We start from the raw sequence: 24,279 nt of genomic DNA on the forward strand, positions 1-24,279 counted from the left end.
GGGTGTCTCCTTGAGACACCCTCATTTAGAATGGAGAAACATGAAAAAAGGTGATGTATTCGAAGGCCTTGTGATAAAGACGGAGTTCCCGAACAAAGGCCTTATGGAAATAGATGGAAACAAGATAAGGGTAAAAGGAGTTTTGGCAGGACAGAAAATCAGGTTCTCAATCAAAAGGAAACGCAGCGGACAGTGTGAAGGCAAGCTTATGGAAGTCCTTGAGAAATCTCCGCTGCAGGACCGCGAAGCTCCCTGTATCCACTTCGGAAAGTGCGGGGGCTGTTCCTATCAGGACCTGTCCTATGGGAATCAGCTGGAAATGAAATCCGCCCAGGTAAAGGAAATTCTGGACAGTGTCTGCCCGGATTACCTTTTTGAAGGGATTCTTCCGAGCCCTTCGGAATGGGAATACAGGAACAAGATGGAGTTCTCCTTTGGGGATGAATTCATGGACGGCCCGCTGGCTCTGGGGCTTCATAGGAAAAACAGCTTCCACGACATAGTCAATATTACGGACTGCAGGATTGTAGATAATGACTTCAATGAAATCCTGAAATGTGTATTGAACCATTTTGACGGAAAAGAAATCCCTTTTTATCATAAAATGCGTCACGAAGGATACCTCAGACATCTCCTGGTCCGCCGCGCGGCTACTACCGGAGAGATTCTGATTAATCTGGTAACGGCCTCCGGAGAGGCTGAAAATGCAGTATACGAAGCGGCTGCGGATTATGAAGGCCTGATAAAAGCCCTTTTGGCCCTCTCCTTAAACGGAACAATCGTGGGGATAGCCCACGTTATCAACGACAGCATGGCGGATGTGGTCAAAAGCGACCAGACCGACAGTCTGTTCGGGCGGGATTATATCCAGGAAAATATCCTGGGCCTTAATTTTAAAGTCTCTGCTTTCTCCTTTTTCCAGACAAACTCCCTGGGGGCAGAGGTCCTCTACGGGAAGGCCAGACAGTATGCTGGAGAAACAAAGGACAAGGTCATCTTTGATTTGTACAGCGGCACTGGCACAATCGCACAGATGCTGGCTCCAATAGCGAAGAAGACGGTCGGCGTGGAGATAGTGGGAGAAGCCGTGGAAGCGGCCCGCATTAATGCCGCAGGCAACAACCTGAACAACTGCGAATTCATCGTCGGGGATGTGCTGAAGGTAATGGACGACCTGCAGGACAAACCGGAGCTGATTATCCTGGATCCTCCCAGGGATGGCGTTCATCCCAAAGCGCTGGAAAAGATCGCGGAATTTGGCGCAGATACCATCGTATACATATCCTGCAAGCCATCATCTCTGGAAAGAGACATGTATTCCCTGCAGGAAGCCGGGTACAAAGTAGTGAAAGCATGTGCGGTGGACATGTTCCCGCAGACCGTACATGTTGAGACAGTCGTTATGCTAACAAGGAGCGAAGCGACGAAGTAAGAATACGAATGTCTCATGCAAGGCTTGCCCAAGAAGACGTGTGAAGCCCAGTATTCCGGTGCTTGACGGGTGGCCAGGTTAGATGTTTATAACGAATATGATGAAAAAACAGAGGTTGCTTATTTTGCGAGGTGAAAATAGATGCAAAATCAATTATTAGATAAGGTTATTAACAAAAAGAAAAAAGCATTAAAAAATTTCAGATTAGAGCAAATGGGGATAGCTGCATTTATTGGTGGTTTCATTGGATTGCTCCTTGGAGAATTCTATTCGGTAGTGTTAGGCAGCCTTTTGCTTCATGTGGCCAATGTTTTTTTATATGCTGTTGTCGGAGCTTGTATTGGATACTTTTCGAGTAAGTCGAAGCGAGACGATTTGGAAATCGAATTAATGCTGTTGGAGCACTTCATAGAGAAAACGAAAAACACGTGCCCGACATCAATCTGATGCTATCGTTCCACGAGGTAATATGACAACGCCCCTGAAAGTAGAAAGGTAGAGTTTAAACAGTAGCATACAAGATGATAAATTCCCCTTACAACATTGTTACAGAATTATTTTGAAATCAGGAGGAAGTGACACAGGTTTGTCCTTAGTCAAAGGAGAAATGAAAGAACTTTCAGCACATGCCATTAGCGTTCTAGAAGAGGGCTCTACAAATTCTTTTATTCTGGCAGGGGAAATTAATGCTGACGATCCTTCTTTTCAAGCCATCGTCAACAAGAGTAATTTGTCAATAAAGAAGGAAGAAAAGTAATTTAGCATAGTCGAGCAGGGGAAATCTTTTCCTGCCATATTGGGTCAGTTTTGGGGGACCCCGTAGTCATGAACACAATTGAAGGGAGTTAATCAATATGTCAATAAAAGGCAGAATTAAAATCATCAAGAATGGTCCATATGTTGTCACAGGAAATGTGCCATTATCTGAAAATATAATCACCCCCAGAGGAATGGAATATGAATTGAAAAAGGAAATATTCCTATCGAATCTGCAGATGGGCAAGTCTATGAGATCAGAAATAGGGTGGCATTGTGTCGCTGTGGTAAATCAAGAAAACAGCCTTTTTGCGATGCAACACACGTTGTAATACAATATTTAGAAGAAAAATAAAGGATTAAAGTTGATTGTTTGAAAAAGACTACATTGGCTGCGAAGACAGTCGTTATGCTGCAAAGAAAACACACCACATTATAGAGCAGGAATCCAGTAACTATATTGCACCCTGATTCTATTATTTTACATGAGGAGGAAAAATGAAAGAACAACGTAAAATCATACAAGTAAGGGAACGGGTTCCTTTGTCGAAAGGAATTCCTCTCAGCATTCAGCACACTTTCGCCATGTTCAGCGCATCAGTATTAGTCCCTTGGCTTTTCGGAATAAATCCTGCAATAGTTCTGCTGATGAATGGAATAGGAACACTGATCTTCATATTAGTCACAAAAGGCAAATCTCCGGCTTATTTAGGCTCCAGCTTCGCTTTTCTTTCGCCCACATTTTTGATTCTTGCAAATCCGAACATGGGATTCAGATACGCTTTGGGAGGATTTGTAGTTACAGGACTTATATTCTGTTTAGTTGCAGGCATTATTAAATTCGTCGGGACCGGCTGGATCGATATCCTCCTGCCTCCTGCAGCTATGGGACCAATCGTTGCACTGATAGGTCTGGAGTTATCCGGAACAGCAGCAAACAATGCGGGTTTGATCCTTAATGATACTTATACCTCAATAAATCCGAGATTTGTAGCTGTGTTTGCGATAACGTTGCTGGTTGCAATATTCGGGCAGGTCCTATTCAAGGGCTTTATGGCAGCAATCTCCATTCTGATCTCAATCATTATAGGGTATGTTGCGTCTCTAGCCTTTGGACTTGTTGATTTTTCGGCTGTAAGCGAGGCTTCTGTGTTCGCAATGCCTCATTTCCAAACGCCGGTATTTAATTTTTCAGCAATTATGATTATTATTCCGGCATCCTTGGTTGTTATTTCCGAACATATCGGACACCAGGTGGTTACAAGTGAAATTGTAGGTGCAGATTTGATAAAAGATCCTGGTCTTCATAGATCATTACTGGGTGATGGTATTTCTACCGTCCTTTCCGGTTTATTTGGATCAGTACCAACAACTACCTATGGAGAAAACATCGGAGTAATGGCTATTACAAGAGTATATAGTGTATGGGTCATAGGGGGAGCTGCTGTATTTTCAATCTTATTAGCATTTATAGGCAAGGCCTCAGCACTGATCCAAACGATTCCAAGTCCTGTTATGGGAGGAGTAAGCTTCCTGCTATACGGAATGATTGCTGCTTCCGGTCTTAGATTACTGGTCGACAAAAAGGTTGATTACAGCAGAGGCCGTAATCTTGCACTTTCCGCAGTTGTTTTTGTAACCGGTCTTTCAGGTGCTTTTATTCAAATTGGTGAAGTAAGACTTACTGGTATGTGCCTTGCTACCATAGTGGGAATGCTTTTAAGCTTGGTTTTCTATGTTATTGATAAGGCCGGTTTGTCCAACGACCAATAATTACAGCTAGGATATTATGTTGCTTTCAAAGGTAGACGTTGTAAAAAATATAATGGAAAAGGAACGCGCATCTGTGAAAAAATTAAACGATTATTTATATTCAGGCGATACCGTTCTTAAAATATTACAGAGATATGCTGAGGATTTGAAACAGTCGGCGGAAGAAACTCATAATCAGATAGATCTTTTGCACTGTAATTTTGTGCTTCAAATTGCGGAACTTTTGCAGCACAACGAATTCCTGACTTCGCAGTCTCAGCGGATTCGGGAATTCTATAAACTTATGGCAAATGAATATCCTTTTCTTGCATTTACTTTTAAGGGCCGCATTAAATCTCTGATACGAGCGGAAGCAAAGTTTAACGGACACATCGTAGAATATATTTATGAGTATTATATTGAACACGGCAATTACCCGTCTCTTCCTGAACTGAAAAACTATTTAAACTGTTTTCGGGACCTGATTGCATACAGGATCGTGATTTCTCTTCCCAAATGTCATCTAATAGAAGGAGAGATTTGCGTGGATGAAGAAAATAAACATCTGTATGGTATTGCTAACAAGTTGCTTGGTTTCCTTGAGGAACGCGGATTTACAGCAGAGCTGTCTTCTTATACGGGTCAGAAAAAATCGCCTTTGTTAAGAGAGAGCGTAAGCCTATACTATAGGGATTATGTTGCAAATCCGGAGAATAGTGGCTATCGTTCGCTGCATATAACGTTTTATGATAACATTGCCCGCTGTTATGTGGAAGTACAGCTTCGAACAAAAGAAATGGACGATTTTGCCGAAATTGGTCCTGCCAATCATTTGGGTTACGAAAAGCAACAGGAAAGTGAAAGAGCTAAACGAGACGCAATCCCAAAAGGTGAAAATATCTATTTTGATGATGCTTATGAAAGAGGTATCCTGTTGCAGCAACTTGAATTATCAAAAATAGATGTAAATATGTTTTCAGCAGTGAATAATTCCCTTGTCAACGATGGGTGTGGCCTCTACCGTGGAAGACTTATTCTTCCGTACGAACATCTTTCGAGATTCCAAAATGACCTTATTGATTAATTGCTGAGCAACATTGGGGTAGAATAAGGCAGCATTGAATGTTAAACACGAAGTCTGACATCCAGTTGCAGGCATGCCGCCGGCATATCCAACCGCCGCCGTGCGTGCTTGTATTTTTACGATAAAATCATCATACCCAAGATTATGAAGGAAAAGATATTTCTGATTTTGAATCAGGAAAAGCCGAATGACAGAAATGTTCATCAATGGTACAATTATAAATGAGATTTACGATGAAAAATTAAAGAAGTAAACATAGGGATGCTGGCAAGCTAAAATGGCTGGAAGCATCTTTGCAATTCGCGTTAAAAATAAATGATGATACCGTTAAGAGTGCATTCCCATCGTTATATTTAAAGATTGCCGAATGCTATGAGGAGTTGTGCGATTTAGACAAGGCCAAAAAGAATTATGAATTATCAAATTCGTATAACGTTCCTCCATCTGACAAAGGTCTCTTTTATCATGGGACAAAAGCAGATTTGCAGGTTGGTGATCTGCTGACGGCAAAGGAGGACTCGAATTACAGACCTGACCTCAAAATGAACCACATATATTTCACATCCCTTATTAATGGTTCGGGGATTGCGGCTGCGTTAGCAAAAGGAGATGGAAGGGAATGAGTTTATATTGTAGAACCGACAAGGGAATTTGAAAACGACCCTAATGTTACAGATAAGAAATTTCCAGGCAATCTGACACACTCATATCGCTGGCAGGTACTTGTCAAACAGATCAATATTTGAAAGGAGGAATACAAAAATGTCGATGAAAGATATTGAAAAATTGAAGAAACTTTTAGAAGAGAAAAAGTCGAAAGGCGGTTTCTTGCAAAACGAAAAAAAGGTTGGATCTGGCAAAGTAGAGAAGATGAATAAGAATATAGGAATTGATTCAACAAGAACAAATAAAATTTCACAGTAGATGTGAAAACCGTTAAAAAACGGAGGGTAATCAATTATGAAAAAAGAAATTGATGTATTCGATTATACAAAAGAAATTATAAATGCAGTAAAAAATGGGGTACTGCTGACAACGAAATCGGACGGTAAAGTCAATTCTATGACTATATCCTGGGGAACATTTGGCATTGAGTGGGGAAAACCAATCTTTACGGTGTTTGTCAGAGAAAATCGGTTTACAAGGCAACAGTTGGAGAAAAACCCCGAATTTACAATTAATATTCCATATGGTGAATATGATAAGAAGATCCTTGGATTTTGCGGTTCAAATTCAGGGAGAAACGTTGACAAGATAAAAGAACTAAATCTTACCTTGGAGAATCCAGAAGCGATTTCCGTTCCAGCTATCAAAGAATTGCCTCTTACTCTGGAGTGTAAAGTTATTTATAAGCAGAAACAGGATGAGAATGAAATACCTGATGTAATTAAAGAAAAAAATTATCCACAGGATGTGGACAGTTCAGCACCATTTGAAAATAAGGATTATCACATCGCCTTCTATGGAGAAATTCTAAAGGCATACATTGTGGACTGACAGATAAGCGTACCGATAAGGAGTGTTGAAGTTATGCAAAAGGATAATCCTTTTAATAACGAGGTTGCGGAATATGAAGAATGGTTTAAAACCAACGATAAATTATTGTCTTCAGAGTTGGAAACTGTCAGGCCTTTCATCCCTGCAGGGGGAGCGGGAATCGAGATTGGTGTTGGTACTGGGATTTTTGCATCCAGGTTGGGAATCGGGCAGGGAATAGAACCATCTGAAGAAATGGCTGAGGAAGCCCGAAAAAGGGGCATTCATGTAATTAAAGCTGCAGCAGAAGATATTCCTATTGATGACGGGATATACCAGTTTGCATTGATGGTGACAGTCGATTGCTTTCTGGATGATGTTTCAAAGGCTTTTTCTGAAATTCGGCGAATACTCGTAAATAATGGATTGTTTATAATAGCATTCCTGGACAAAGGCACACCGTTGGGTAATTTGTATGAACAAAACAAGCATCTGCACAACAGCTACAAAAATGCCAGTTTCCATTCTGCCGCAGAAATATCCGATTTCCTGAGAGCAGCAGGTTTCGAAATACAAGACAAAAAACAAACGATTTATTCATTGGAAAACAAATATCAGGAAATCAAGAGTGGAGTCGGTGAAGGCCTGTTTGCGGTCATCCAGGCAAAAAAAATATAGAATTGCGAGGTATTCTTTATGAAAGTTGGATTGATCAGATGTATGCAGACAGAGGATATGTGTCCTGCAACCACCTGCTTCAAAGTTATGGATACAAAGAAGCTTGCATTCGAAGGCGTCGAGGAAGAGATTGAAGTAGTGGGTGTAAATACTTGTGGAGGCTGCCCTGGGAAAAAAGCAGTGACGAGAGCTGCTGAGATGGTGGAACGGGGAGCGGATACGATCGTGATAGCTTCTTGCATTACACGGGGGAATCCGATTGGATTTGCGTGTCCAAATGCAGAACGGATGATTTCTGCAATCAAAAAGAGGGTTGGAGACGAAATAAAAATTATTGACTACACGCATTAAATCCAATTGACATCCATGTTATAATTTACATAAGACTAATATAGAGAATCCTTAATAATTATGGATTTAAATTTCCTTAAGCAATTTCCTGGTTCATATCAAGCTTACAGAGCCATCGTCAAAATCAAAACCGGCACCGGGGTCAAGTTCCAGAGCTTATTCTTTGCCCCCTTGGAAATTATGTGATTAAAGAAGATGCTTCTGCCAATTATACCGTAAGTTATGGCGGGGACAGTGATTCCAGCGGAAATATTACTTTATCGCCATTTGACAGTAAAACTGTAATCATTACCAACAACGACATTGCGTTCAGCGATATTACGACCAGTCCGTAAACAGGAGACTATTCGGGCAATGGTCCTTGGGCAGGCATATCGGTCGCAGTTGTTGGCGGTCTGCTGGCATTAACAGGCAGCATGCTGTATTCGCGTCATCAAAAAAGATAAATCTAACGTGACATAAATACAGGCTATTTCATCACTTCTATAGTAGGACCGTTAACTCGGATTCTGTTGGTAATTACATTGACCTGGTAAAACCATCCAGAAAGGAGAGGTTACTACGGGAAGAGGTTTGGGTATAGTTGGGGTAATAGTGGTTGTGCTAATAGTCCTTTGGCTTTTGAAAATAATTTAGCAGGGATAATTAAGCATTCAAATACCTGTAAGTCTATTAAAACTGCAAAGGAGGTTCATTAAGCCATTTGGTCTTAATGAACCTTCTTTAGTTCCTTTAAAATATATACCAAATAAAATATAAAAATGTTATAATGTAACTGAATAAAAAGAAGAATTGGAATCGGCAAATTTACTTGAATTTGGAAATCCAATTGGAAATACACGATTGCGAGCCGACCCTCTGATAGGTCGGCTTTTGTGTTTTAAAGATGCCAGAAAGAGATGCTGCGGAGGATTTATGAGAAAAAATAAAGCTGACCGGATAGACATTATAAAATACACTCTCATCCTTTTAACCCTGATAGGCATCGGAGTTTTATTATTTAAATTTTCACCATGGATTATTCAGGAAATTAAGCATCCGGGAGCTTTAAGGACATTTGTGCAGTCATATGGTGGATTTGGATTTGTTGTCTTCATATTGCTGCAGACGCTTAATGTCATGACTGTGTTTATTCCTGCGGATGTTATCCTGAATCTGCTGGGTGGCTATGTTTACGGGGCTCCAATGGTATTCCTCTTGTCCATGATCGGTATAATGTTTGGAGCGATTTGTGCCTTTCGTATTTCCAGGCTTTTAGGATCCGACCTGATAAAAAGATTTGTCTCTCAGGATAGAATAAATCATATTAGCAATATGCTGAATTCAAAAAATGGATTCATAGGAATGTTGATTGTCTATCTGATTCCAGGGATTCCAAAGGACCTTATGATGTATGTTGCGGGCTTTATGCCAGTTAAAGCTTCGAGACTATTTGTTGTCTATTTCATATCAAGGATACCGGCAACGCTGATCGAGGCATCGATAGGGGCGCAAATCCATGAGAGAAATAAAATGGGAATAATCATGACATCAATAGGCCTGATTATATTTATTGTCGTTGTAATCAGGTTACAGATTATATACAAGAAAAACAGCTTCAGTAAACAAAAGGAGAAATAGTATGCATATTCAGCACGTGACCTTGATGGTCAGCAATTTGGAGGAATCTATTGAATTTTATGAGACGGTTACGGAACTGACTATTTCCCGCCGTTTTAAGGCAGGACCAGGAGAAGTTGTATTTCTGACGAATGGCAGCGGGGAAACGGAGATTGAACTTGTATACATGCCGCAGGGTCAGAAGTTTGAAGGCAAAGGGATGTTTATTTGTTTTGAGACGGATAAACTGGATGCAATGCATAAGCTTGTACGGGATAAAGGGCTTAACCCTTCAGAAATTCAAAACCCGGACATTCAGACCCGCTATTTCTATGTGTATGACCCAAATGGGGTGTCTATCCAGCTGCGCGTTTTCCCGAAGTGATTCTATACAGACGTGACAAAACAAAAACGTAAAAAGAGATACAGTAACAATCATGGAGGGCTGAATATGAGAGGAAAAGAACGTCATCTGATTTTCATTGTTTTATTGGTTTTCCTGTCAATAAATATTGCAGGATGCAATTCTTCAAATCCGCAGGAAACCACCCAGGAAAGTACACAGGAAAGCACGCAGGAAAGCACATCGAGTCAGGAAGAGATACAAGCAGAAATAGACAGAAAAGCGGCAGGAGACCTGGATGCAAAAATTGCGGCACTAGGTGATGTGAGCGCACTCACCTTAAATGAAGCAGCCACCGTGCTGGAAATACGGACTGCTTATGAGGGGCTAACGGCGGATCAAAAAAATCTGGTCAAAAATCTTGTCATGCTGACAACAGCTGAACAAAAAATTCAGGAGCTGCAGAAGGAGGCAGATGTCGTCGCCAAGTATAAAGCGGCTTCCGGTTATACTGTAAAATCAGGTGATACCTTAAGTGAAATTGCGGTTCAGCACACAGTTACGGTTCCGCAGCTCGTATATGCGAATGACCTCGCAAATCCCAACCTGATTTTGGAGGGGCAGTTCCTTGTTATTCCTTATCCAAATGTATTTCTGAGCAGTAAATACGGATTCAATTTTAATCTGCCTGACAGTTGGGACGGCTTCACGGTTCTGACAGGTGGGTGGGAAGGTACCTGGACGGAAGCTTTTTCAGGGGTTCCTGCAAACACCAAAGAGACGGGTCTGATCATTTATATAAGGCATCCGCTCTGGACAACCCAGAATCCGCGACAGGATATCCCCTTGATGATGTTTACATTGGTCCAATGGGAAGGGATCCAGCAGCAGAAATTCATGTTGAATCAGGCCGCTCCAGTAGGTCCGAGAGAACTTGGAAGAAATTCCAAATATGTTTTTGGACTGCCGCCGCGTTACAATTACGCTTTTTTGACCGGCTTCGAAGAGGTGGATAATATTCTGAACAATAATGCTCTGGAACCGCTTGAAACGGGGAATTAGACAGACTCCGCTGCGAGGATATAAACAGAAGATGATACCCGGAAAATCATCTGTTTATTAAAGATGGACTACTTATTTCCGCAGGAGTATAATTAAACTGTAATGACGTCAAGCCATGAAATCAGAAGATTACAGCAACTTTGTATATTTAAAGGAATCCGTTTAGGATGTCTTTCAAGTATAAATAAATCATTTGAAGGAGTAGAAGATCATGGAAGAAATGAAATGTCCGGTGACTGGCAAAACGAGCAAAGCCAAATCCGGCGGCACTTCGAACAGAGAATGGTGGCCGAACCAGTTGAACCTCAAGATTCTCCATCAGAACTCATTTCTGAGCAATCCGATGGGTGCCGACTTCAACTATGCTGAGGAATTCAAGAAACTCGATATGCAGCAAATAAAAAATGACCTATATACTTTGATGACTGATTCACAGGATTGGTGGCCTGCCGATTATGGCCATTATGGACCGCTCTTCATTCGGATGGCCTGGCACAGTGCGGGAACCTACAGAATGGGCGATGGCCGTGGGGGCGCATCGGATGGGACTCAGCGCTTTGCGCCGCTGAACAGCTGGCCGGATAATGTGAATCTCGACAAGGCTCGGCGGTTGCTCTGGCCAATCAAGCAGAAATATGGCAAAAGCATCTCCTGGGCAGATTTAATGATTTTGGCGGGTAACTGTGCGTTGGAGTCGATGGGATTCAAAACATTCGGCTTCGGGGGCGGACGAGAGGACGTTTGGGAACCGCAGGAAGATGTTTATTGGGGATCTGAAAGAGAGTGGCTTGGTGACAAGCGTTACTCCGGTGACCGTGATCTCGAAAATCCACTTGCAGCAGTGCAGATGGGATTGATTTACGTAAACCCGGAAGGACCAAATGGCAACCCTGACCCTGTGGCCTCCGGCCGTGATGTTCGGGAGACATTCGCACGTATGGCCATGAATGATGAAGAAACCGTTGCGCTTATCGCGGGTGGCCATACATTCGGAAAATGCCACGGTGCAGGTCCTGCTACCCATGTTGGCCCTGAACCTGAAGCTGCCGGGATAGAGGAGCAGGGACTAGGATGGAAGAGCAACTTTGGTACCGGAAAAGGCGGCGACACGATTGGCAGCGGCATCGAGGGTGCCTGGAAAGCAAACCCGACGAAGTGGGATATGGGATACCTGAACACTTTGTTCAAATACGAATGGGAACTGGTGAAGAGCCCCGCGGGTGCAAACCAGTGGCTGGCCAAGGATGTGGCCGAAGAGGATATGGTGGTTGATGCCCATGACCCTTCGAAGAAGAAACGGCCAATGATGACCACAGCTGACCTGTCCCTCCGGAAGGATCCAATCTATGAGCCGATAGCACGACGCTACCAGCAAAACCCCGAGGAATTCAGGGAGGCATTTGCCCGTGCATGGTTCAAGCTGACACACCGGGACATGGGCCCAAGATCACGATATCTTGGTACCGAGGTTCCGACGGAGGAACTGATCTGGCAGGATCCGGTGCCTGCAGTCGATTTTGAATTGATTGATGAACAGGATATCATGTATCTCAAGAACAAGCTTCTGGCATCCGGACTTTCTGTTCCACAGCTTGTAACGACAGCCTGGGCTTCGGCCTCAACATTCAGAGGTTCCGACAGGCGCGGAGGGGCGAATGGGGCGCGTATCCGTTTTGCACCGCAAAAGGACTGGGAAATCAACCAACCGGCCGGGCTTAATGCAGTGCTCCAGGTCCTGGGAAGAATCCAGGAGGAGTTCAATGGTGCACAGTCTGGCAAGAAGAGAGTTTCTTTGGCCGATTTGATTGTCTTAGGAGGATGTGCCGGGATAGAACAGGCTGCAAGGAATGGCGGTCACAATCTGGTCGTTCCATTTATTCCGGGACGCACAGATGCATTGCAGGAACAGACCGAAATAAATTCATTCTCGGTGCTCGAACCGAAAGCAGATGGTTTCCGCAACTACTTGAAAACCAAAACGGCTGCATCTGCAGAGGAACTGCTGATCGATCGTTCTCAACTCCTGACACTGACTGCTCCTGAAATGACCGTTCTTCTTGGCGGTATGCGTGTCCTGAATACCAATTATGGCCAGTCTCAGCACGGGGTATTCACCAAAAGTCCGGAGACTCTCACAAATGATTTCTTTGTGAATCTGCTTGATATGAGGACCATGTGGAAACCTGTATCGGAAGATGGAAGCCTGTTCGAGGGACGTGACCGTGCAACGGGTGAGCTCAAGTGGATTGGAACCCGGGTGGATCTTTTATTCGGTTCAAACTCCCAGCTCCGGGCCATTGCGGAGGTCTACGCATGTGAGGACTCTCAGGATAAATTCATACAAGATTTTGTTTCGGCCTGGAACAAGGTCATGAATGCGGATCGCTTCGACCTTATGTGACTTAAAAAAACGAAAAAATGGAGGACTGAAAAATGGATGAAAACAAAACGATCAAGAACCTGATGGAAGCATTTGCGGGGGAATCTCAGGCAAACAGAAAGTATCTCGCATATTCCAGGAAAGCTGAGAAAGAAGGAAAGCTGAATGCTGCGAAATTATTCAAAGCCGCTTCAGATGCGGAGACCCTGCACGCCTTAAAACATTTTGAGGTAGCAGGGAAAGTTGCTGCGACAGCTGATAATCTTAAAGATGCGGTTGCTGGTGAGACCCATGAATACACAGAAATGTACCCGGATTTTGTTAAAATTGCGGAAGCGGAAGGCAACAAGGCTGCCCTCACTTCATTCACGTATGCCATGAAGGCGGAAGAAGTCCATGCAAAACTTTATCAGGAAGCACTAGAGAACCTGGATGAAACGAACGAAATCTTCTACTATCTCTGTCCCGTCTGCGGTAATATAGAAAAAGCCCGTCCGGATAAATGCAGCATCTGCGGCACTCCGGGAGAGAAATTCATCGAATACTAAAATTATTCCGTAGCGTGGGGATTGTGAAGCTGAAAACCTGACAGAGAGCATTATAATCAAAAGGAGGGGGAAGGACGTGTCCTCCTCCCTTTGTTCTTTCCTTCTTATCGAGAATAAAGGAGAAGATATGTCTGCATTAGAAAAAACTGCTTATCTGCAGAATCGGAACGACGAGAAACCGAATCAGGAGCTTGCAAAGGAACTGATTGAGACTAATGATATAGATGGCATCAGAGAGATTGCAAAAAATATGTTTAACAATGATAAAAATATTCAAAGTGACTGCATAAAGGTATTGTATGAGGCGGGCTATATAAAACCGGAGATGATTGCGGAATACGCCGGAGATTTCATCGAATTATTGAGGAGCAGAAATAACAGGATGGTTTGGGGGGCCATGCTGGCGTTGTCAACAATTGCATCAATCAAGGCTGATGAGATATATAAAAATCTCGAAATAGTATTAGGGGTTATGAAAGAGGGCTCGGTCATTGCAGTTGATAATGCCGTTAAGGTTTTAGCCGCCCTGGCATCCCAGAATGACAAATATAATGACAAGATATTCCCATTTCTTTTAGACCATCTTAGAAATTGCCGTCCAAAAGAAGTTGCTCAGCACGCTGAAAGCACATTTCAGGCAGTGAACCAAAAGAACCAGGATGAATTTATCAAGGTACTGATGGAGCGGGAAGGTTCTTTAACAAACGCTCAATTAAGCAGAATCATCAAGCTGTACAAAAAGCTTCATATTAATCATTAGTCGGAATCCAATTTGCAATGAGATTGTTAAGAATATGGAGCAATAAATGAGGCCAGATATGGGGGATAAGATGTCAGATAAAATGGATTACAAAAAGGAACACAAGGATCTCTACCAGCCAAAGACGGTTCCCGTGATAGTCGATGTGCCAAAGATGAAATTCATCATGGTCGACGGAAAGGGGAACCCCAACGATGAATCGGGAGAATACACGAAAGCAATCGAATTGCTGTATGGATTATCCTACACCATTAAAATGAGCAATAAAAACGGGAAGGCTCCATCCGGTTTCTTTGAATATGTCGTACCGCCGCTGGAAGGCTTATGGTGGACAGAGATTGACCGTCCATTTGACACGAGCCAAAAGGATAAACTGATCTGGACTGCAATGATACGGCAGCCTGAATTTGTCACTGAAGAAGTATTCGAGTGGGCAGTCGATGAATTGAAGAATCGAAAGCCGCAGATTGATGCCTCCAAGGCGAGGCTGGAAGAGTTCACGGAGGGGCTCTGCGTTCAGATGATGCATCTGGGTCCATTTGACAGAGAGGCAGTAACTGTTAAAGCGATCGATGACTTTGCTGCGGCCAATGGATACGTCAATGCCATTTCAGAAGTGCTTCCGGACGGCACCATCCGCAGGCATCACGAAATATACCTGAACGATCCCCGAAAAGTCGCTCCGGAAAAGATGAAGACGGTCATCCGGCATCCGATTCGGAAGTAAGGTCAGAAAATGGGAGGTGGAGTATGGAACACAATGAGATTATCGGCTGGCTGCTTGAAGGTGACGTGTCCATACAGTATCAGACACACCGGGATTTATTGAAATCAGGGCCTGAAGTATTGATCGGCCTTAAGAAGAGGATTGCGGAAGAAGGCTGGGGATATGAGTTCCTGAAAAGGCAGCATCCAGAAGGCTACTGGGGGCGGGCCTTTTATCAGCCTAAATGGACATCGACCAACTACACACTTCTTGATTTGAGGAACCTGTGTGCCCCGTGTACGGCAGAAATAACGAAAGCGCTTAATGTAGTAGTTGAGACCTGTAAAGGTGCGGATGGCAGCATTAACGGTTTTGTGAGTGTGCCGGAGAGCGATATGTGCATCAATGGAATGTTTTTAAACTATGCATGCTATTTTGGCATAGAAGAAGAAAAAATAAAGTCCGTCGTGGATTTTGTGATTAGCCAGCAAATGGAAGATGGGGCCTTTAACTGTCTGCTTAACCGATATGGAGCCAGTCATAGTTCGATGCATACCACAATTAATACTCTTGAGGGGATATCGGAGTATATAATTCAAGGGTATGGATACAGGCGCACCGAGCTGGTTAAGATTGAGACGGAAGCACGGGAGTTCCTTCTCCGGCATCATTTATTCCGGTCAGACAAAACCGGCAGGATTATCCATCCTGGCATGCTGCGTATTGCATATCCCACTCGGTGGAAGTATGATATTCTGCGTGCACTTGAGTATTTCCGTAAAGCGGGGGCTCCATATGACGAAAGAATGCAGGAGGCCCTGGACATAATTTCCAGGAAGCGCACCAGTGATGGCAGGTGGAAAATACCCGCACATTATCCAGGGTCTGCAGTCCATTTTGAAATGGAACAGGCTGGAAGGGCAAGCCGTTGGAATACGCTCAGGGCCATGAGGGTTTTAGAATATTTCAACCTATAACGGAAGTGCTTTGCATTAAAAGTAACTGCTAATCATTAATCCGATCAGTGCGCCGTAGATGCTGGAAATATAGCGGTTTGACGTTATAAAGCAGGTTCCGCTTGGACACCCCACTTTTTTGTAATACAGATATCCCAGAAATCCGCCAACGACGGCGCCAATAATCATCTTTATTATCATTATTCTACCTTTTATGCATAATAGTAACTATGCGCTCTTTCCATATTTTTTGTTTTGACCTTACGTTATACGTATTATAACAATATGGCAGACGAAACTCTGTGACAAAATCACACGGGAAATGCCTTTTATAGTAGAAAAAAATCGAAGATTTACAGGGAGGTTCATTATGAAAAATGAAAAAACGAAGTTGTCACCAGAGCAGCAGCGGGAACTGCTCGGAGAACTTAAAATCCGTTTTGAGAAAAATATGGACCGTCATGCAGGTCTTGAATGGGCTGGAGTAGAATCCAGGCTGGAAGCAAATGCTGAAAAACTGTGGTCGCTCAATGAAATGGAAAGAACCGGCGGTGAACCGGATGTTGTTGGTTATGACAAAGAGACGGGAGAATACATTTTTTACGATTGTTCAGCGGAAAGTCCGAAAGGCCGAAGAAATGTCTGTTACGACCGTGAAGGGCTGGAGTCGAGGAAGGAGCATAAACCGGAGAATAGTGCTATTGATATGGCGGACGCCATGGGCATTGAACTTTTAACGGAAGAACAGTACCGGGAACTGCAGAAACTTGGAAATTTCGATACAAAAACATCAAGCTGGCTGAAAACCCCTTCTGATATCAGAAAACTCGGCGGGGCTCTTTTTGCCGACCGCCGCTATGACAATGTCTTCGTGTATCACAACAGTGCACCCTCTTACTATGGTGTCAGGGCATTCCGCGGATCACTGAGAGTCTGAGTCCCTCGAATGTCTCCTGCGTTTCCAGGATCCTCTTTTTCAGCCACGTTTCATCAAATTCGCTTTTGTACAGGAATCTTGTTTCGTTTTCGAATGTCCAGTCATCGTCGCATATACCGGACACCCGTTCGAAAAGCTTTGAGCCGGGTAATGGGTAGGGGACATTGAATGAAATTTCATCAAGACCCAGGGAAAGTGCAAACTCGAATGTTTCTTCGATTGTATCGATGGTTTCGCCAGGATATCCCACAATAAAGAAGCCGGCGCATTCTATCCCATTTCTGCGGAAAACTTCCACGCCTTCTCTTACCTTGGTTCTATCGATTTTCTTGTTCATCAGCTTTAAGACGTAGTCATTGCCGGACTCGATGCCAAAGTACACTTTGGTGCAGCCGGCTTTTTTCATCATCATAACCATCTCATGGGTTACACTGTCAACTCTTGAAAGGCAGCTCCAGGAAAGCTGCAGATCTTCTTCGATAAGCCTGGTGCAAAAATTCTTAAGGAAGTGTGCATCATAAGTGAAAAGATCATCGGCAATCCAGAGTGAATCATAGCCGTGGGATACGATATCCCCTATCTCTTCAAAAATCTTGTCCAGGCTTCTGAACCGGACCTCGCTTCCGAATATGGGTTTTGAACAGAAATCGCATGAAAATGGGCAGCCATACGTCATCATTATGGATGCTTTTTTTCTGCCCGAGCATTCAAAACACAGACCCTGATATTTTTCATGATTGAAACCTTCTCTGTCCGGAGGTGGACATTCGTCAATTTCCACTTTGGTGAGATGTGTGGCCGGAGAGTCAATCGGTCTGGTTTTAGTGCTGAATATCCCCGGATACTTCGATGGATCCATATTATCCACGAATTCAATTCTGTCCGAGGCATTCAGGTAATCCTGGCAAAAGTCCGGGAAGCTGTTGGCTGCCTCTCCCCTGAAGACATAGTCAAATTTTTCGGCAAACTTAACCGGATAGAGAGTAGGCAGAGGGCCTCCGGTCGTGTAAACGCTGGATGGATTGACCTCCCTAAGTTTTTCGACCAATTCCAGGGCATTCTTTACAAGTGTGGTCATTATATAAATTCCCGTAATATCCGGCGCATATTCCCGGGATTTTTTTATTGCTTCTTCCATTGTCAAAAATGTACAGTCAAGCTTCATGACCTCAAGCCCCTTCTGCTTTAACACTGCAGAAAGTATGCCTATACCAATTGGGGCGAAAAGCTGGTCTTTTACTGCACCGGTATAAAAATAAGGATAAACAAGCAGAACTTTTTTCATTCGTATTTTGCCTCCTCCCTGAATTTGATTGTATATCTGTAATTACTAAATTTATTTGAAGCACATACAATCTCGCTTTCAAATCCAGCCCAGCAGCAGACGTCGGGGATCAGCTCCCGGCCCCAGTACGGGGTGCTCCGCACATTTTCCGGAACATTTATTTCAGCCATTGTGAATGCAAGCGAGCGGTTGTGGCTGTAGAGCTCGCATTGTCCAACAATTTTCTGCCATCCGGTAGGAGAAGCTGACGATTCGCCGTTGATAAAACTCGTGTCAAAGATGCTTCCTCCAAGTTCGTTCATCACAAACAGCCTGATGCCATCTTTTTCCGTTTCACAGCTTAGATCCACTGATATTTCGTGGTCGCCGATCTCATATGCAATCCTCACAACTCCCTGAGCCGGAACGCTTACAAAACAGGTTTCCGCTTTGAAAAGCCTTTTTAAATGACCGCCCAGTTTTAACAGTCTGCTTTGTGTGTTTTCGTGCTTCATATACATGTTCGTAGCGATATATTCCAGAATTCGGGTAAAACTTGTGGATTTTAATCCCCATATCGTCCATTCAAGCCGCTTGTCGATAATATAGACTGCAGCCAAAGAATCTCCGTCCTTCTCGATGTTTTTTACGGACGCAAAGTAGGTATACCCGCCTGTCTGCAGGGAACAGGCCCCAAGTCCCATACCTTCTTCCAACAGCAGAGTATCGCCATCATAAACAAGAAGGCCTCTGTCAATACCCTCTGAGACTCCAACTCCTTTATAATTGACTGAAAGGTCGAATGCAAGCACGTTAACCATCTCCTTTTAGAAGAAAATTATATCCTTATTGTACCATTTCAGCTGCGGTCCTGTCGTGAAAATTTACGAAATATTCCTAAAGTTACAGACTGTAACCAAGTCATCCGGAGAAGGACCTCCATTAATTATTTATGAGGCAGATTCCATGGATAAAAATTAAACGAACCTGATAAAAAATTAATTAAATTGACACAAAAATTAATGGATGTTACACTTTCTTACATCTTGAGGTTGTACAAAAAATCATACATGGAGGAAAAAATTATGGGGAAATTGGATGGAAAAGTAGCTATAATAACAGGTGCAGCAAGCGGAATGGGTTTGACCCACGCAAGAAAATTCATAGAAGAAGGCGCGAAAATTATTATCGCTGATATTGCGGAAGCCGAAGGCCATGAGCTGGCGAAAGAACTGGGCGATAACGCACGATTTATAAAAATGGACATTACAAAAGCGGAAGAATGGGAAAAGGCTGTGAGCATAGCGGAGGAGACATACGGACCGGTTAATGTTCTGGTGAATAATGCAGGAATCGGCATTTTTAAAATGATAGATGTTATGACCGAATCCGATTACCGGAAAACGATGGATGTAAATGCTTTATCTGTATTTTTAAGCTTAAAAGCGGTAGTCCCTTCAATGAAAAAAGCCGGAAAAGGCTCTATCATAAACATTTCGTCTGTAGATGGCCTGCGCGGAGCGCCTACGGCAACTGCATACTGTGCATCAAAGTTTGCGGTTAACGGAATTACCAGATGTGCAGCAATCGAGTATGGTCCTATGGACATTCGCGTGAATACGGTTCATCCGGGCGTTATTGCAACCCCAATGTCCGAACAGGGTGACGTAGCTGAGATCGTAAAGGAACTTGAAAAGGGAATTCCAATGAAACGTTCAGGAAAAACTGAGGAAGTATCTAATCTGGTTATTTTCCTTGCATCGGATGATTCTTCTTACTGCACAGGTTCTGAATTTGTTATCGATGGCGGTATGATTACGGATTTATAATATATAATAAAATAAAGGCCTGTTTTGAAGAACTAATGTCTTCAAAACAGGCCTTTTGATTTTTGAATCAGCTGCATGTGGCGATAAGGCTGCACTGGAGAACGATATCCATCTCAGGGCTGATGTGACCGAAGGTATACCTGCTGACAGCAGAGGGGCTGCAAAGGTAATCTTTATGCGGGATACAGCCGTCAGATTCGGAAATATTCGAAAGAGTTATTCTGGCAGGAGCCTCATACCCATCGAATCCGGCTCTGCAGCATGCGACGATTCCGGATTGTTTTATGAGACGGTCTGTGCAGTCGGTCTGCCCGGTAAAGCAGTCAGGAGTCTTGCTGGCATATCTGAACAGACATTCTCCCTGCCCGATTTCCTCATCGCTTATCTCAAAGGATCCACAAGAATATAATCGTAAGCGTTCACGCATCATATTGCTACCTCCCTTATTCGCACTTGCTCATCATGCACTCAAGTATTATATAGTAATTATAGCACTGGCTTGATAAAAAGTAAACGATGCTGTTTAAATACTAACGATAGATATCCGGATTTCTGTGTATTATGCAAAAAAGCAATTACTGGAGTAAATATGTGGATAAACATTGGAAGATATTTGTGTTAAAATTAAAATAAACAATGATCGGAGTAAAAAACGGGAGGGAAAAACAATGTCTAAAGTATACTTGTTGCTGGCTTCATGTGTAATCATAGCGCTGTTCTCAAATCGTGAAAAAAGAAAGGAAACGGAGAAATATAAACGTTTCAAACTGCGAAAAAGATATATACAGCTGACCCTATAGAAACATAAACATATCGGCTGCAAACGTGCCCGGACTCGGACCCGCACTTTTGCAGCCGTTCTGTTTGTTTAAATTGTATTGACATTGTCAACAAAATGTACATATAATTTAATTAAATAAAGAAAAGGAGTGTGAAAAAATGGGTGGTTATATAACTGTTGCGGCAATAGTAGTTGTAGTGCTGCTGTATGTTCTGATAACATACAACGGTCTGGTTAATCTGAGGAACATGGTTAAAGAGGCTTTTGCAACCATGGATGTATATCTGAAAAAAAGATGGGACCTTATACCGAACATCGTGGAGACAGTAAAAGGATATGCTCAGCACGAAAAGGAGACTCTTGAGGGAATCGTGAATCTGAGAAACAGCTCCTATGACAAGATGGCACAGAACGAAAAGATAGCTGCCGATAACCAGATAACAGGTGGACTGTCGAGACTTATGGCCCTTGCGGAGAGTTATCCGGATTTGAAGGCAAACCAGAACTTTTTGGACCTGAACACGCAGCTGACAAAGGTTGAAGAGGACATCGCAAATTCCAGGAAGTATTACAACGCTGTTGTCAGGAACTACAACAATGCGGTACAGATGTTTCCGGGGAACATCATATCATCCATTTTCGGATTCAAGGAGATGGCCATGTACGAGACGGCCGACAGGGAAAATATACAGGTCAAATTCTAGTCAGGGGGTGTCATCATTAAGAGGCGATTAAGGGAAATTGCAATTGTGCTGGCTATGCTCCTGTTTTCTGCAGCAGATGTATCTGCCGCAGGAAACCTGAGTGAAAATAGCAGCTACGGAGCATACGAATATGTGATTGACAGCTATGATGTAAATATGTCGGTAAACGAAAACAACACCTTTGATATAACGGAAAAAATCGGCGCCTACTTCAATGTGCCTAAGCATGGCATTATCAGGTACATCCCCCTGCAAAACAAGGTGGAGCGGCTGGACGGGACAACATCCTACAACAGGGCGAAAGTCACAGACATCACAGTAGACTCTCTGTACTCGCTTGCAGTCTCCGGAGGACAAAAAGTTCTGAAAATAGGAGATGCCGATACTACACTTACGGGTGCAAAGGATTACGTGATCAGTTACAGATATAATCTCGGCAGAGACACTGGAAAAGGTTACGATGAGTTTTACTTCAATATTATTGGAAGGGATTGGGATACCGCAATCGGCAATATAACCTTTTCCATTACCATGCCGAAGGAATTTGATGTTGAAAAGCTTGGTTTTTCAAGAGGGACAGCAGGAAACACGGACAGTACTGGCATCACTTATAAGGTGGAGGGAAATGTGATAACCGGGAGCTATGCTGGCACACTGAATCCCGGAGAAGCCCTGACCGTAAGACTTGAACTGCCGGAGGGCTATTTTACCGGTGCATCCAACAATTTTGATCTTTTGATGATATTGTCGTTCGTCATGCCGCCGCTGTTCGCATTGCTCGCTGTATTCATGTGGCTTAAATTCGGGAAAGATAAAAAGGTCATTGAAACGGTCGAGTTCTATCCGCCGGAGGGCTATAACAGCGCTGAGATCGGCTTTCTCTACAGGGGTAAAGCCGACAGCAATGATGTCATCTCGTTGCTTGTTTATCTCGCAAACAAAGGATATATCAAAATCGTTGAAGTTGAAGAGCACACGCTGTTCGCCCAAAAAAGCGCTTTCAAGCTGGTAAAGCTGAAAGACTATGAAGGAGAAGAGGAGAATGAACGTCTATTTTTGAACGGTCTATTCAGCACAGCGAAGAAATTTTCCATAGGCGATATTGCGGGAATGTTCGGAGCCGGCAAACTCTCCAAAACGGAGGACAGATACGAAAGCAGAGAAGAAGTAACCTCGGAAGAGCTCTATAACAGCTTCTATATTACACTCAACAGGATTGTGCAGAACTTGAACGCAAAAGAGAACAGACAGAAGGTATTTGAGAAGACGTCTCTGAGCAAGGGCATATTTGTCATGGCGATGATTGCAATCGTATATGTGCTGATCACGATCAAGCCTGTCTTGGAATACGGTGGGTCTTCACCGCTTGTACTAGCCCTACTTTTTCCGGGTATAGGCTTCACTTTATTATTCTGGATGGTCTTCGGAAATACCAAGATACCGGTAAAAATCTTTGGAGTGGTTTGGGGACTTGGCTTTGGCGGGGTGCCCTGGGCGACTATGGTGCTGCCTGCACTGATGGCCGATCCGCTGTATCTGGCAGTATATATAGAGGGAATCATCTGTGTTTTTGTAATGGTTCTTATGTTGAAAGTGATGCCAAAGCGGACAGACTACGGGAATGAAATCCTGGGCAGAATAAGGGGATTCAGAACATTTCTTGAGACAGCCGAAAAGCCGAAGCTCGAAGAACTGGTACTGCGGGATCCTCTGTATTTTTACAACATTCTTCCATTTACCTACGTCTTGGGGGTTTCTGATAAATGGATCAGGAAGTTTGAAGTGATAGCATTGCAGGCTCCGGACTGGTATGCGGGCAATTCAGTCTTCAGTATGGTGGCTTTTGGCGCGTTCATGAATTCGACCATGTCAACTGCGTCTGCGGCAATGTCTTCCAGTCCATCTGGCGGAGGCGCCGGAGGCTTTTCTGGTGGCGGGTCTGCGGGCGGAGGTTCTGGAGGAGGAGGAGGAGGCTCCTGGTAGCAAACCAATAATAAACATACTCTTTGATATTGTTTACAAAGAAGTCAGAATATGATATGATATTTTTATAATATTCAATAAATTATAAAGTGCTGAAGTCGAGAAATAATGGAGGGTCTGATAATGGCTGATTCAAAGGAAAAGATTATTGGTGAAGTAAAAGAAGCCGTTGGAAAAGTTACTGGAAATGAAGAATTGGAATTGAAGGGCAAGATTCAGTCTTCAAAGTCGGACCTCAAGGAAAAGGTTGGCGATATCAAAGAAGGCATCGCAGAAAAGATTAATGACATAATAGATAAAAAGAAAGATAACAAATAAAAAGATGATTATGTGTGAGAAGAGGAGATTATAGTATGATTTGGACAATTATTGTTATACTGGTTATCTTATGGCTTCTTGGTTTTATCACTGCGACTGGCGGTGCGCTAATCCATGTGCTTTTAGTAATTGCATTGGTATTGGTCATAGTCAGATTGCTCCAGGGCAGAAAAGTTTAAAAACGAAAGTTAATGGGCCGGGAAGCCTGAATATGAACATGCTGCAGCAAAAAAAGATCCCCAAGGTGAGTAAACTGAACTGCTTCCCGTCAAGTAGACAATTGAAAAAATATAAATCTTTTCTGCCAGTAGATAACCTACTGGCAGTTTTTACGCCGCTTGTAAATACATTTCGTGCTTTTCCATTGGAGTCAGCACACCTAAGTTTCGTTGTAATCTTTTATTGTTATAGTATCTAATGTAATTTTCTATCATTTCAACGATAGCTTCTCTGCTAGTAAATCTTTTTCCGTAATAACGTTCTCTTTTTATGATTCCCCAAAATCCTTCCATCGGTCCATTATCAATGCATTTGGCTACCCTTGACATACTCTGGGTCATTCCTGCCCTTTCAAGTTTTG

The 24,279-nt window shown here is 43.1% G+C and carries 31 protein-coding genes and 1 pseudogene; 27 read left to right on the forward strand and 5 right to left on the reverse strand.

Translation table 11 applies throughout. From position 1 onward, the window contains the following. The first annotated feature begins 40 nt into the window (after nucleotides 1-40). The 20 genes and pseudogenes from rlmD (at nucleotide 41) to BUA79_RS07505 (ending at nucleotide 15,904) form a co-directional block, all read left to right on the forward strand. Nucleotides 41-1,432, forward strand: a complete 1,392-nt coding sequence (gene rlmD / locus BUA79_RS07425; protein WP_073993739.1) for a 23S rRNA (uracil(1939)-C(5))-methyltransferase RlmD — start codon at nucleotides 41-43, stop codon at nucleotides 1,430-1,432. Between the two features lie 141 nt (nucleotides 1,433-1,573). Then, entirely contained in the window at nucleotides 1,574-1,879 is a 306-nt protein-coding gene (locus BUA79_RS07430) for a hypothetical protein (RefSeq protein ID WP_073993740.1), read from the forward strand. A gap of 112 nt (nucleotides 1,880-1,991) precedes the next feature. Further along, a complete protein-coding gene (locus tag BUA79_RS12520; RefSeq protein ID WP_207647328.1) occupies nucleotides 1,992-2,189 on the forward strand; it encodes a hypothetical protein in 198 nt (65 codons plus the stop codon). 255 nt (nucleotides 2,190-2,444) lie between these two features. After that, on the forward strand, nucleotides 2,445-2,543 hold the full coding sequence (locus BUA79_RS12975) for a CDGSH iron-sulfur domain-containing protein (protein WP_242941664.1): 99 nt from the start codon (nucleotides 2,445-2,447) through the stop codon (nucleotides 2,541-2,543). A 143-nt stretch (nucleotides 2,544-2,686) separates the two neighbouring features. After that, on the forward strand, nucleotides 2,687-3,961 hold the full coding sequence (uraA, locus tag BUA79_RS07440) for a uracil permease (RefSeq protein WP_073993741.1): 1,275 nt from the start codon (nucleotides 2,687-2,689) through the stop codon (nucleotides 3,959-3,961). Nucleotides 3,962-4,034: 73 nt separating this feature from the next. Next, on the forward strand, nucleotides 4,035-5,024 hold the full coding sequence (locus BUA79_RS07445) for a nucleotidyltransferase family protein (RefSeq protein WP_073993762.1): 990 nt from the start codon (nucleotides 4,035-4,037) through the stop codon (nucleotides 5,022-5,024). 380 nt (nucleotides 5,025-5,404) lie between these two features. Beyond that, nucleotides 5,405-5,770 (forward strand): annotated as a pseudogene (locus BUA79_RS12735) (NAD(+)--rifampin ADP-ribosyltransferase). A gap of 16 nt (nucleotides 5,771-5,786) precedes the next feature. Further along, on the forward strand, nucleotides 5,787-5,948 hold the full coding sequence (locus BUA79_RS12525; protein ID WP_178138557.1) for a hypothetical protein: 162 nt from the start codon (nucleotides 5,787-5,789) through the stop codon (nucleotides 5,946-5,948). Between the two features lie 36 nt (nucleotides 5,949-5,984). Continuing rightward, nucleotides 5,985-6,521: a flavin reductase family protein gene (locus tag BUA79_RS07455; protein ID WP_073993742.1), complete on the forward strand. Its 537-nt coding sequence runs from the start codon at nucleotides 5,985-5,987 to the stop codon at nucleotides 6,519-6,521. A gap of 33 nt (nucleotides 6,522-6,554) precedes the next feature. Beyond that, nucleotides 6,555-7,178, forward strand: a complete 624-nt coding sequence (locus tag BUA79_RS07460; protein ID WP_073993743.1) for a class I SAM-dependent methyltransferase — start codon at nucleotides 6,555-6,557, stop codon at nucleotides 7,176-7,178. Nucleotides 7,179-7,196: 18 nt separating this feature from the next. Further along, on the forward strand, nucleotides 7,197-7,529 hold the full coding sequence (locus BUA79_RS07465) for a CGGC domain-containing protein (RefSeq protein ID WP_073993744.1): 333 nt from the start codon (nucleotides 7,197-7,199) through the stop codon (nucleotides 7,527-7,529). A 182-nt stretch (nucleotides 7,530-7,711) separates the two neighbouring features. Next, nucleotides 7,712-7,864 (forward strand): hypothetical protein, encoded by a 153-nt coding sequence (locus tag BUA79_RS12530; RefSeq protein WP_178138558.1) that lies wholly within the window; start codon nucleotides 7,712-7,714, stop codon nucleotides 7,862-7,864. 580 nt (nucleotides 7,865-8,444) lie between these two features. Beyond that, nucleotides 8,445-9,149: a TVP38/TMEM64 family protein gene (locus BUA79_RS07470; protein ID WP_073993745.1), complete on the forward strand. Its 705-nt coding sequence runs from the start codon at nucleotides 8,445-8,447 to the stop codon at nucleotides 9,147-9,149. A 1-nt stretch (nucleotide 9,150) separates the two neighbouring features. Then, the gene (locus tag BUA79_RS07475; RefSeq protein WP_073993746.1) at nucleotides 9,151-9,513 is read left to right on the forward strand and encodes a VOC family protein; all 363 of its coding nucleotides are present in this window, start codon (nucleotides 9,151-9,153) and stop codon (nucleotides 9,511-9,513) included. Between the two features lie 66 nt (nucleotides 9,514-9,579). Beyond that, nucleotides 9,580-10,533 (forward strand): LysM peptidoglycan-binding domain-containing protein, encoded by a 954-nt coding sequence (locus BUA79_RS12740; RefSeq protein ID WP_073993747.1) that lies wholly within the window; start codon nucleotides 9,580-9,582, stop codon nucleotides 10,531-10,533. Between the two features lie 211 nt (nucleotides 10,534-10,744). Further along, entirely contained in the window at nucleotides 10,745-12,934 is a 2,190-nt protein-coding gene (katG, locus tag BUA79_RS07485; protein ID WP_073993748.1) for a catalase/peroxidase HPI, read from the forward strand. Nucleotides 12,935-12,966: 32 nt separating this feature from the next. Continuing rightward, entirely contained in the window at nucleotides 12,967-13,461 is a 495-nt protein-coding gene (locus tag BUA79_RS07490) for a rubrerythrin family protein (RefSeq protein ID WP_073993749.1), read from the forward strand. A gap of 127 nt (nucleotides 13,462-13,588) precedes the next feature. Further along, nucleotides 13,589-14,221 carry a hypothetical protein gene (locus BUA79_RS07495; RefSeq protein ID WP_073993763.1) on the forward strand — a complete coding sequence of 211 codons (633 nt, stop codon included), beginning with the start codon at nucleotides 13,589-13,591 and terminating at the stop codon, nucleotides 14,219-14,221. A 70-nt stretch (nucleotides 14,222-14,291) separates the two neighbouring features. Next, nucleotides 14,292-14,948: a GyrI-like domain-containing protein gene (locus BUA79_RS07500; protein WP_073993764.1), complete on the forward strand. Its 657-nt coding sequence runs from the start codon at nucleotides 14,292-14,294 to the stop codon at nucleotides 14,946-14,948. A 23-nt stretch (nucleotides 14,949-14,971) separates the two neighbouring features. Then, complete coding sequence (locus BUA79_RS07505) at nucleotides 14,972-15,904, forward strand: prenyltransferase/squalene oxidase repeat-containing protein (RefSeq protein ID WP_073993750.1); 933 nt, start codon at nucleotides 14,972-14,974, stop codon at nucleotides 15,902-15,904. Nucleotides 15,905-15,919: 15 nt separating this feature from the next. Here BUA79_RS07505 and BUA79_RS12370 read toward each other — a convergent pair whose 3' ends face one another. Continuing rightward, nucleotides 15,920-16,084, reverse strand: a complete 165-nt coding sequence (locus tag BUA79_RS12370; RefSeq protein WP_178138559.1) for a DUF6132 family protein — start codon at nucleotides 16,082-16,084, stop codon at nucleotides 15,920-15,922. A 169-nt stretch (nucleotides 16,085-16,253) separates the two neighbouring features. Here BUA79_RS12370 and BUA79_RS07510 point away from each other — a divergent pair, with 169 nt between their 5' ends. Next, the gene (locus tag BUA79_RS07510) at nucleotides 16,254-16,820 is read left to right on the forward strand and encodes a DUF4256 domain-containing protein (RefSeq protein ID WP_073993751.1); all 567 of its coding nucleotides are present in this window, start codon (nucleotides 16,254-16,256) and stop codon (nucleotides 16,818-16,820) included. Here BUA79_RS07510 and BUA79_RS07515 read toward each other — a convergent pair. Together BUA79_RS07515 and BUA79_RS07520 are read right to left on the reverse strand one after the other, a co-directional pair. Next, the gene (locus BUA79_RS07515; protein WP_073993752.1) at nucleotides 16,789-18,105 is read right to left on the reverse strand and encodes a B12-binding domain-containing radical SAM protein; all 1,317 of its coding nucleotides are present in this window, start codon (nucleotides 18,103-18,105) and stop codon (nucleotides 16,789-16,791) included. The two genes, BUA79_RS07510 and BUA79_RS07515, sit on opposite strands and share 32 nt — an antisense overlap. Further along, nucleotides 18,102-18,896, reverse strand: a complete 795-nt coding sequence (locus tag BUA79_RS07520) for a hypothetical protein (RefSeq protein WP_073993753.1) — start codon at nucleotides 18,894-18,896, stop codon at nucleotides 18,102-18,104. Before BUA79_RS07520 ends, BUA79_RS07515 begins: the two co-directional genes overlap by 4 nt. 273 nt (nucleotides 18,897-19,169) lie before the next feature. Here BUA79_RS07520 and BUA79_RS07525 point away from each other — a divergent pair, with 273 nt between their 5' ends. Further along, nucleotides 19,170-19,913: an SDR family NAD(P)-dependent oxidoreductase gene (locus BUA79_RS07525; RefSeq protein ID WP_073993754.1), complete on the forward strand. Its 744-nt coding sequence runs from the start codon at nucleotides 19,170-19,172 to the stop codon at nucleotides 19,911-19,913. 67 nt (nucleotides 19,914-19,980) lie between these two features. Here BUA79_RS07525 and BUA79_RS07530 read toward each other — a convergent pair whose 3' ends face one another. After that, complete coding sequence (locus tag BUA79_RS07530) at nucleotides 19,981-20,343, reverse strand: hypothetical protein (protein WP_073993755.1); 363 nt, start codon at nucleotides 20,341-20,343, stop codon at nucleotides 19,981-19,983. 238 nt (nucleotides 20,344-20,581) lie between these two features. Here BUA79_RS07530 and BUA79_RS12795 point away from each other — a divergent pair, with 238 nt between their 5' ends. The 5 genes from BUA79_RS12795 (at nucleotide 20,582) to BUA79_RS12375 (ending at nucleotide 23,878) form a co-directional block, all read left to right on the forward strand. Next, nucleotides 20,582-20,713, forward strand: coding sequence for a hypothetical protein (locus tag BUA79_RS12795; RefSeq protein ID WP_278308909.1), 132 nt, complete (start codon nucleotides 20,582-20,584; stop codon nucleotides 20,711-20,713). A 139-nt stretch (nucleotides 20,714-20,852) separates the two neighbouring features. Next, nucleotides 20,853-21,398, forward strand: a complete 546-nt coding sequence (locus tag BUA79_RS07535) for a LemA family protein (RefSeq protein WP_073993756.1) — start codon at nucleotides 20,853-20,855, stop codon at nucleotides 21,396-21,398. A gap of 54 nt (nucleotides 21,399-21,452) precedes the next feature. Continuing rightward, nucleotides 21,453-23,381, forward strand: coding sequence for a DUF2207 domain-containing protein (locus BUA79_RS07540; protein WP_073993757.1), 1,929 nt, complete (start codon nucleotides 21,453-21,455; stop codon nucleotides 23,379-23,381). Nucleotides 23,382-23,504: 123 nt separating this feature from the next. Continuing rightward, a complete protein-coding gene (locus BUA79_RS07545; RefSeq protein ID WP_073993758.1) occupies nucleotides 23,505-23,699 on the forward strand; it encodes a CsbD family protein in 195 nt (64 codons plus the stop codon). Nucleotides 23,700-23,734: 35 nt separating this feature from the next. Further along, nucleotides 23,735-23,878: a lmo0937 family membrane protein gene (locus BUA79_RS12375; RefSeq protein ID WP_143147888.1), complete on the forward strand. Its 144-nt coding sequence runs from the start codon at nucleotides 23,735-23,737 to the stop codon at nucleotides 23,876-23,878. A gap of 150 nt (nucleotides 23,879-24,028) precedes the next feature. Here the strand turns inward: BUA79_RS12375 and BUA79_RS07550 are convergent. Then, on the reverse strand, nucleotides 24,029-24,279 hold a 251-nt coding region (locus tag BUA79_RS07550; RefSeq protein WP_143147889.1), incomplete at its 5' end, for an IS3 family transposase.

Source organism: Parasporobacterium paucivorans DSM 15970 (assembly GCF_900141895.1).
Lineage (GTDB): Bacteria > Bacillota > Clostridia > Lachnospirales > Lachnospiraceae > Parasporobacterium > Parasporobacterium paucivorans.